At 61.1% G+C, this 9,097-nt stretch carries 8 protein-coding genes and 1 pseudogene; 4 read left to right on the top strand and 5 right to left on the bottom strand.

What is annotated here, in order from left to right; all coding sequences use genetic code 11:
- Positions 1-87 precede the first annotated feature (87 nt).
- Positions 88-714, bottom strand: coding sequence for a LysR family transcriptional regulator (locus MTX36_RS02805; RefSeq protein ID WP_243618211.1), 627 nt, complete (start codon positions 712-714; stop codon positions 88-90).
- 70 nt (positions 715-784) lie between these two features.
- On the opposite strand from MTX36_RS02805, the gene MTX36_RS02800 reads away from it, so the two are divergent.
- On the top strand, positions 785-1,129 hold the full coding sequence (locus tag MTX36_RS02800) for a nuclear transport factor 2 family protein (RefSeq protein ID WP_243618210.1): 345 nt from the start codon (positions 785-787) through the stop codon (positions 1,127-1,129).
- Positions 1,130-1,140: 11 nt separating this feature from the next.
- On the opposite strand, the gene MTX36_RS02795 is transcribed toward MTX36_RS02800, so the two are convergent.
- Complete coding sequence (locus tag MTX36_RS02795) at positions 1,141-2,403, bottom strand: ROK family protein (RefSeq protein ID WP_243618209.1); 1,263 nt, start codon at positions 2,401-2,403, stop codon at positions 1,141-1,143.
- A gap of 478 nt (positions 2,404-2,881) precedes the next feature.
- Between MTX36_RS02795 and MTX36_RS30465 the strand changes: the two genes are divergently transcribed.
- Positions 2,882-3,040, top strand: coding sequence for a hypothetical protein (locus MTX36_RS30465; protein WP_374230414.1), 159 nt, complete (start codon positions 2,882-2,884; stop codon positions 3,038-3,040).
- 48 nt (positions 3,041-3,088) lie between these two features.
- Here the strand turns inward: MTX36_RS30465 and MTX36_RS02785 are convergent, their stop codons facing one another.
- On the bottom strand, positions 3,089-4,231 hold the full coding sequence (locus tag MTX36_RS02785) for a transposase (RefSeq protein WP_243618208.1): 1,143 nt from the start codon (positions 4,229-4,231) through the stop codon (positions 3,089-3,091).
- 79 nt (positions 4,232-4,310) lie between these two features.
- Between MTX36_RS02785 and MTX36_RS02780 the strand changes: the two are divergent.
- Positions 4,311-5,972: pseudogene (locus tag MTX36_RS02780) on the top strand (sulfatase-like hydrolase/transferase); the annotation flags it as partial.
- A 15-nt stretch (positions 5,973-5,987) separates the two neighbouring features.
- A complete protein-coding gene (locus MTX36_RS02775; RefSeq protein ID WP_243618207.1) occupies positions 5,988-6,737 on the top strand; it encodes an SDR family NAD(P)-dependent oxidoreductase in 750 nt (249 codons plus the stop codon).
- On the opposite strand, the gene MTX36_RS02770 is transcribed toward MTX36_RS02775, so the two are convergent.
- Both MTX36_RS02770 and MTX36_RS02765 read right to left on the bottom strand, forming a co-directional pair.
- The gene (locus MTX36_RS02770) at positions 6,727-7,479 is read right to left on the bottom strand and encodes an ESX secretion-associated protein EspG (protein WP_243618206.1); all 753 of its coding nucleotides are present in this window, start codon (positions 7,477-7,479) and stop codon (positions 6,727-6,729) included. The two genes, MTX36_RS02775 and MTX36_RS02770, sit on opposite strands and share 11 nt — an antisense overlap.
- Entirely contained in the window at positions 7,476-9,017 is a 1,542-nt protein-coding gene (locus tag MTX36_RS02765; protein WP_243618205.1) for a hypothetical protein, read from the bottom strand. The genes MTX36_RS02770 and MTX36_RS02765 overlap by 4 nt, the downstream gene beginning before the upstream one ends.
- Between the last annotated feature and the right edge of the window lie 80 nt (positions 9,018-9,097).

Below are 9,097 nucleotides of genomic sequence, written 5' to 3'. Positions count from 1 at the left end.
CCCAAGCCGTCCTCGCACTGGCACGCCGTCGCGTCAACGTCCTGTGGGCAATGCTCCGCGATCACGCCAACTACGAACCCGCTCCCCTCACTTCTGCGGCTTGACAACATCATTGAGAATCCCCTTCGGCAAGCAGATCACAGACCGGGTTTCGAGTTCCACAAACGGAAGGCTGGATACCTGTGTCAGTTCATGATTCGCGGCAACACCGGCAACCAGTCGTTCATCCGTGATCACTCGAGATTCAAGACCTTCGGGCAGATCTCCGGCAACACCGACTACCGCAATGTCGAAGGTTCCGTCCAAGACGCCGGCCAGAAGGTTGCGCGAATCATCTTCCGACAGAGAGATATCCAATCCGGGATGCTTCTTGTGCAATCGACTCAGCAACTCTGTCAGGTCAGCCGAGGCACAGGCGGTCACCATTCCGACGGAAACCGATCCCCGAACCAACCCGGTCAAGGCGTCCACGACGTTGCGGGTGCTGTTCACCGAAGCGATCGCACTGCGTGCATGCGGCAGCACTGCACGTCCGGCCTCGGTCATCGAGACGGTCCGACCACCGCGATCGAGTAGTTCCTGGCCGAGTTCACGCTCCAGTCGCTTGATCTGGGCACTCACACCGGGTTGAGCGACATGAAGGCGCTCGGCAGCCCGGGTGAAATTCGCTTCTTCGACCACTGCCACGAAGTACTCGAGTTGCCTCAGTTCCATAACCGATAATTCTAACTGCTAGACAAACTAGATCTTGGACTTATCGCTGCGGACTCAGCACGATGGAGATATGACCACTACAGCCAAGACCCCCGAAGACCTTGCCCGACTGTTTGTCGAGTACGCCAACGCCGGTGACCCCGACGCAGTAGCCGGACTCTACGAAGAGGACGCCGTGATGGCATTTCCGCCCGGGTCACTTACCGTCGGACGTTCGGCCATCCGCGACGTGATCGCGCAGATGCTTGCCGCCGCACCGGTATTCACCGTCGAAAAGGCACTGCCCACCGTCACCAGCGGTGATCTCGCGATGACGTCCACTGCACCGGCCGACGGTACCGGCGGACGCACTCAGGTGGCGCGCCGCCAGTCCGACGGAACCTGGTTGAGGGTCCTCGATCGACCGGAACTTTGAACCTCGCCTGCTCAGATAACCGCCGCGCGGCGCATAGCCGCCGCCGGATCTGCGAACAATGAACTCAACGACACCACCGTCGACGCATATTCCTGTACCCGATTACCGAAACCGGTGATGCGAATATCCTTGCGCTCCAATGACGATGCCGCCGAAAATGCTTCGGCGACGTACGTCGCTCCGGCCGCGTAATCGGTAAAGGCCTGGCCGCCCAGGATTACGCGATCCGGATTGAACAGGTCACGCAGGAGTGCCACGGTTCGTCCGAGCACCCGGGCGCGTTCGACCAACAACTCATGCGCCGGAGCCGAACCGGCGGATGCTGCCGCATACACGTCCGCGATGGTGATCCGTTCGCTTCCCTGGACAACCACGCCCCGCGCCAGTGCCTCGGTGACAATGGCTCGATCACTGATGGTGGCCTCCAAGCAACCCACCGAACCGCAGATGCACCGAGCTGACGAACCCGTCGGGAGGTGGGCTATCGAACCGGGTCCGCTGGACGGTGTGTGTACGCGTCCTTCGAAAGTGATAGCGATGCCTGTTGTTTCGCGTGCATAGAAGTACAGAGCAGTGGTACCGGCAGCGGGAACCTCGGCGCGGTCGGCGCTCAGCAGCAACTCTGATGCTGCCATGGCCTCGACGTGCGCTGCAACAGAAACCGGTAGGCCCAAGCCGGCGCCGATGACCGAGCCGACCTTCGCACCCTTCCACCCCAGCCGGGGGTGATCGACCACTCCGGTGGCGGAGTCCACTCGTCCACCGATCGCGACGCCCACCGCGAGCGGCCGACGCTTGTGCCACCGCGACGTGAACGACTTGGCCGATCGAGCGATAGTGGCAAGTGCAACAGAAGAATTGGTTGTCGGAGTGGGGATTTCAACGGCACCGAGCACCCGGCCACGAATGTCACTCGCGATGATGCTGGTGACCGCAGCACCGATATGAATCCCGATGGTCAGATACGGCTCGTGGTTCACCTCGAAGGGAACTTTGGGACGTCCGATCGCGCCCGCAGTCGTCAAGTCGGCTCGTTCCCGGACCACTCCCAGTTCGAGCAGGCTGGTGACCTGCCGATTGACTGTCGCAATGCTCAACCCCGAGGCCTTGGTCGCGATGTCCCGTGAGATCGGCCCGCGAAGCCGAGCAATGCGCAGGACCGTTGCCGCCGGTCCGTCGGCTATACGCAGCTCAGGCGCAACTACCTGAGGCCGGGGTCCGGAAAGAACGGTTCGTGGTCGAATGTGAACGGCGGAAAGTGTGGGGGTCGACATGGCTGTCCCTTGCAGAAGATGGAAGAAGCGCACATCCCAGCCGCCAAGAACCAGCATTCGTTCTGGTCACAGGAAAAATGGCAGACAGAAAGACGCAGAAATTAGCTGCAGAAAGAACGGCGGCAACAACACAGTTCGCGTGCCAGCGGCAGACGCGACCCCAACGCAGCGGTCACATAGGTGACCCGCAAAGCGGCAGGCTGGTCGGTCGACATAGGTCCAAAAATAGCAGCTTCCTCTGGTTTCACAAATCGGGTGCGGTAACGATCACCCGGACTACAACTCTGGTCGTGCCAATTCTTGCGTGTTTGAGTGCATCCATGACCGGCACAGATTCGACTCCCCCACCACATTCACGCGGCTACGAAGGGTTCGGCGGCCGGGTAGGCCGAACCGCCGTGGACTCGACCCCGTCCTGGCCGCAACCGCCGACAACACATCCGACATCCCCAACATCGTTGTCATCTTGATCGACGACATGAGTTACAGCGATATCGGCCCCTTCGGCTCGGAGATCGAAACTCCGACCCTGGACCGGCTTGCAGCACAAGGAGTTCGGCTCACCAACTTTGACTTCCTCTCGGCAGTAAACAGACCGAGATTCCCCACAGGGCTCACACCCCGTAGTTGCCCCTGAAACTCACATCCCAGGGTTCCTGCTTCACAGACAGTCACCTCCCCTCGCTTACACGAGAAGAGGACTCACACCATCTCCACAGGCCGACACCGCCAGCCCGACGGCCAAAATATTGATCGCAGCATTGACATCCCGATCGTGATGCGCTCCGCACCGGCACGTCCACACCCGCACATCCAACGGCAACGACTCCACCACAACCCCACACACCGAGCAGGTCTTCGACGACGGATAAAACCGGTCGATCGCCACCACCCGCCGCCCGTACCAATAGGCTTTGTATTCGAGCATCGACCGGAACTCCGACCACGCCGCATCCGAAATCGCCCGCGACAAACTGCGATTCTTCAGCATGTTCCGCACACTCAACGTCTCGATGGCAATCACTTGATTTTCGCGCACCAGCCGAGTGGAGAGTTTATGCAAATGATCGCGTCGCCGATCAGCAACACGCCCATAGATTTTCGCTACCTTCAACCGGGCCTTCGCCCGGTTAGCCGATCCCTTCTGTTTTTTCGCCAGCGCTCGGTGCGCTTTCGCCAACCGCACCCGATCCTTCGCCTCATGACGCGGGTTGTCGATCTTCTCCCCCGTCGAGAGCGTGAACAGGCTCGTGATTCCGGCATCCACGCCGACAACGTGGTCCGTCGGCGTCAGTGCGGCGATCTCGGTCTCGACGAGAATCGAAATATGGTACTGCCCACGAGAATTACGGGACACCGTCACCTGCGAAGGAATGGCACCGTGGGGCAATGGTCGCGACCATCGGATGTCCAAGGGCTCCGACTGCTTCGCCAACCGAATGACACCGCCCCGGTAGGTGAAGCAGTTCGAAAAATATGTTGCCGAATCCTTCGAGACACCCCGCTTCTTGAACGTCGGATACCGGGTCTGCTTACGCCAGAACTTGTCGAACGCACCCTGCAACTGTCGCAAGGCCTCCTGCAGTGGCCCTTTCGACGGTTCCGCCAACCACGTGGTGTCCGGCTCGCGTTTCCAGCCGGTGAGCATTTTCGACGTGTCCGCGTACGAGACGCGTCGTTTCTCCTGCTGCCACGCCTGCGAGCGCTCCGCGAGCGCCCGGTTGTAGACATACCGAGTGCACCCGAACGTGCGGGCAAGCTGCTCAGCTTGCCCGCACGTCGGATAGAAACGGTACTTGTATGCCCGCTTCACCACCCCCGTAGCCATACCCGAGACACTAACGGCAGGTACCGACAGGTTCGGCTGTCCAGCCCTGAAGGACCGGGTTTGCGCCGAAAGATCATTGATCAAAGACCTCCGAGCGCACGACGCCGAGAAACCGTTCTTCCTCTACTTCGCTCACGTCGCCATGCACGGACCGTTGCAGGCCAAGCCCGAAGACCAGGCCAAGTATCGTGGGCGCTACAACGAGGGCTGGGACCGAATTCGTGAGTCCCGCTTTGCCGCTCAACTCGCGGCCGGGCTTTTTCCGGAAGGCACGCAGCAGGCTCCCCGCAACAGCGAGCCCGGTTTCGACGTGCCCGAATGGGATTCACTGACGCCCGAGCAACAATCACGGTTCGCCCGCTATATGGAGGTCTATGCCGGGATGGTGGATTCGGTAGACCAGAGCGTCGGCCGAATCGTCGAGACTCTCGAAGAACTCGGCGAACTGGACAACACCATCATCGTCTTCACCTCCGACAACGGCGGCACCGCCGAGGGCGGATCTGACGGAACACGAAGCTACTTCGCACAATTTGCGCACGTACAAGATCCCGACTGGGTCGGCGACGTCCCCCACGACGAGTCGTTGATCGGTGGCCCGCAATTGGGTGTCCACTATCCGCGTGGGTGGGGTCAGACATCCAACACCCCGTTCCGGTTCTACAAGGGCCAGTCGTTTGCCGGTGGAGTTCGAGTGCCCTTCGTCCTGTCCTGGCCGGCCGGGCTCGATATAACCCACGACGACAACGGCATTCGGGACCAGTTCGCCTACGTCACCGACCTTGCCCCAACCCTCCTCGACCTCGCCGGGATCGAGGTACCGAGCGTGCGCAACGGGTTGCCCGCCAAAGAATTCGACGGCGTCTCCGCCGCTGACATTCTGAGGTCGCCCGCCGGGGCCAGTACGCATACCGAGCAGTACACCGAAATGACCGGCAACCGTGGCTATTACAAGGACGGCTGGAAGCTTCTGGCGCTCGCTCCCGAAAATATCGACGAGCCGAACTGGCAGCTTTTCGACGTCACCGCCGACCCTACCGAGCTCGACGACCTCGCCGCGCAGTTCCCCGGCAAGGTCCGCGAACTCGCCGACGCCTGGGACAACTCGGCGTGGGCCAATACCGTCTTTCCGATGTTGGGCAATGGCGTCGGGGCAGTCCGCAGACCGGAAGAGTCCAGACTCTCGCATCCGGTACGAATCCTGGCCGGCACACCGACCCTCGAACGCTATCGCTCGTCCCGCCTCATCAGCTTCCGCGACTTCGACATCACCGTCGAACTCGACGGATATCGAGACGGCGACGCCGGAGTCCTGGTCGCGCACGGCGATCCGCAAGGCGGATACATCCTGTACGTGGAAGACGGCCACCTTCATCTCGGCTACAACGCGTTCGGCGTCTACCAGAGCGTCGACACCGGTCCCCTCGCCGTAGGCAGTACTCGTATCGACGTCGCGGTGATCGTCGCACCGCGTTTACGCTGGAATCTTGCTGTGAGCGTCGACGGAATCTTTGCCGGTCAACTGAGAGAGCAGGTACAACTCGTCGGCATGGCCCCGTGGACCGGAATCTCGGTGGGTGTCGATGCGCGCGGCCCGGTGTCCTGGGACCTTCGAACCCGCCGCGGCGCCTTCCGATACAGCGGTGCACTACGGGCCGTCACCTACATCCCCGGTGCCGTCCGCGTTCCGGCTCGTCACATCGAATCCATCGAACGAGAGGCAGAGTATGCGGCCGACTAGCTCTACGATTGAGTCATGACCATTTCTCCCGATGCCCGCGTCGCTGTTGTCACCGGAGCTAGTTCCGGAATCGGCGAGGCCACTGCCCGCACGCTCGCTGCTGCTGGATTTCATGTCGTGATCGGGGCTCGTCGCCTCGATCGTCTGGAAAAGATCGCCGCAGAGATCGGCGGCACTGCCCTCGAACTCGATGTCACCGACGAGGATTCCGTCGACGCATTTGCCGCAGTCCTGCCGAGGGTGGACGTCCTGATCAACAATGCCGGTGGCGCCAAGGGACTCGCGACGGTCATGGATGCAGATCTGGACGACTGGCGCTGGATGTGGGAAACCAACGTGCTGGGCACACTGCGCGTTACAAAAGCCTTGCTACCCAAGCTGATCGAATCCGGCGACGGACTGATCGTCACCATCACGTCGATCGCCGCGCTGGAGGCGTACGACAACGGCTCGGGATACACCACAGCGAAGCACGCTCAGGCAGTACTGCACCGGACACTGCGCGGCGAATTGCTCGGCAAGCCGGTTCGATTGACCGAGATTGCTCCCGGCGCCGTCGAGACCGAGTTCTCCCTGGTCCGGTTCGAAGGTGACCAGGAGAAGGCCGACAAGGTGTACGAAGGCATCACACCGCTGCTCGCGCAGGACATCGCCGACATCATCGGGTTTGTCGCGGCGCGTCCGTCACACGTGAACTTGGATCAGATTGTGGTTCGGCCCCGCGATCAGGCGGGCGCCGGACGCTTCCACCGCACTACGACCTAGCCGGGACGGTTCTCCTCGCCACCTCGGCGATGCCGCTCGATATCTGCTCCACAATTTGTTTTCCGGAAGCTGATCGGGCACTGATGATTTCACCGTTTTCCACAATGTATCTGCCGTCCGAGGCGTAGTCACACCAGTGAAAAGCAATCCCGTCGTTGGTGGGACGAGTGTCGACAGCAATCCCCGGATACGTAGCAATTTCGCCAACCGAGGTTCTCGGGCGGCCGAAGAATCGTTTCAGTTCTTCGGCCACCCGCGGATCACCCGCACTACTCAATATGCCTTGACCCGGTAAGTTTTTCGGTTGCCTGACCGATATCCCACGGCCGGTTCCCGCTGAACACTGAGGGAGTGCGTCCACGATCATCCTTGGCAGTTCGGACGCCCGCCCCACAGACAAGGTCACGTCCGAGCCTATGTCGATCTGTCGGCCCGGCAATTGAACTGCCAGCACTCCGATACCGCCGACTACAACGCCATGAGCTCGCGTCACATCCTGCCCGGTCAGTCCGCACACCTCCACTCGCACAGTCGGTTCCGCAAGAGCCTCGAGAGTTCGGTGCAAACGCTCGTCCAACACAACGGCGAGACGCTCGCTTGCGCGTTGTCGCTGTTGCGCAAGGTCCGTCATAGTCTCGGCATGTGGACGAAACCTCAGTGGATACGGAAGCCTGTCTCGACCCACCGCATCCCAGAGGAGTTGAAACTCGAGTCCGCTGAATTGCCACTGCGACATACTCATTGGCCGAGGACCGACGGCGTGACCATGGGTAGTTCACCGATCAACGTGTTTCCGTTGTCGATGTTGATCAGATAGCCGGGTGTCTGATGAGTGTCATCGTCATCCTTACCTTGACCTCGCGCCCCGGCCATTCCGCCCATGCCGCCCATCGCCGGACTCCGCCCACTAGCGCTGCCGCCTCCGGTTCCGTTGCCGCCAACTCCACCACCCCCGGGTCCGATTCCGCTGCTGCCTATTCCGCCGACAGCGCCGCGTCCACCGCCCGCGAGAGCACCCCCGCCGCTTCCGGATCCGAAAGCGCCGCCACCGCCCAACCCGGAACCACCCGGTGAACCTGACCCAGCACCACCCGGTGAACCTGACCCAGCACCGCCCGATGGAGATGCCCCGCCACCGGCACCGAAGGAGTTCGAATGCGGTGCACCCCCTACACCCGCCGAGTTTGCGCCGGCGAGCATGTTCGGACCGCCGGCAGACGCGGCTGTTGTACCGGCTGGACCATCCGAGTTGACGCCACCGGCGCGACCAGCATCGCCAGAGGTTCCACCGGCATTCGAATCACCCTGCGACGCGCCGTCGAATTCATTGCCATCCGCAGTTGACGGACCACCGGTGAACGCTCCGCCTGAACGTCCCTGCGCTGCAGCACCTTCTCCCACACCGCTCTGCCCCGACCCACCCGGTTCGCGGAAGTCTCCGTTTTCGGCCTTTCCGGTAGGGAGCGAATACGCATTCGCTCCCTCACCCGAACCGCCGGATCCGCTACCCGGATATCCGCTGACTCCCCCGTCGCCGTTGATCGGATTGAACGCCGCCGGGAGAATCGGCACTTGGTCGTCGGCTCTCCTCATATTCGGCAGGTAAACGTCCTTCATCACCTGCCGGGCTCGCCGTTCTGCTTCCTCGGCTTCGTACTGAGCTTGATTCCGCGTTGCACCGGGAATTGCACTGATCAATCTCTCGGTAATACTGGCGCCATCGGGTTCAGGTATCGACCGCTTAACTTCGTCCAAGACAATTCGAGCTTCGCTGACCTTGTTCGAAATCAGCTGAACCCGCGTTTTCAGTTGATTCCCATTCTCGGAATACGCAAGAACAGCCGCCAATGCAGCCGAACCGCCCTGCCCTTGCCAACCGTCACCGATGGCCGTGCTGATTGCATGTTGAAACTGGTTGACCCCGGCTTCGGTTCTCCCCGCAATTGCAGTCCACGAACCTCCGATGGCCTCCAGAGTGCCCGGATCCATACGGCTGACGCGTTCAAATATCTCCGTGTGGGACATCGCGTCGAATGGATCATCGTCGATGATCGCGTGCTCGCTGTATTCCAAAGCAGACACCTGAGGTGTCAAGGCATCACGGACACGCCAGGCTTCATCGCGTTCATCTTGACCGAGCTTGGCTGCTTCGGTCACTTCGGGCGTGAAGCGCTCACGATCGTCGGTAGCCGATTGCAACGTCGCAGTAGTCGATACAAACGAATTCGCCGCCCCCACAACAAGGTTCTGGAATGCCTCAGTGATATCTGGAAACCCCACGACAATCCCCGTTTTCGCCTATTTGTCCGCACCGGCCATGCGACGTGCATTTCTACCGATTCCATCGGCATCTACCTTCA

The sequence above is a fragment of the Rhodococcus sp. ARC_M6 genome, assembly GCF_022810305.1.
Classification (GTDB): domain Bacteria; phylum Actinomycetota; class Actinomycetes; order Mycobacteriales; family Mycobacteriaceae; genus Rhodococcus_F.
The sequence above is the reverse complement of the archived record's forward strand: the minus strand, read 5'-3'. Positions and strand labels throughout refer to the sequence as shown.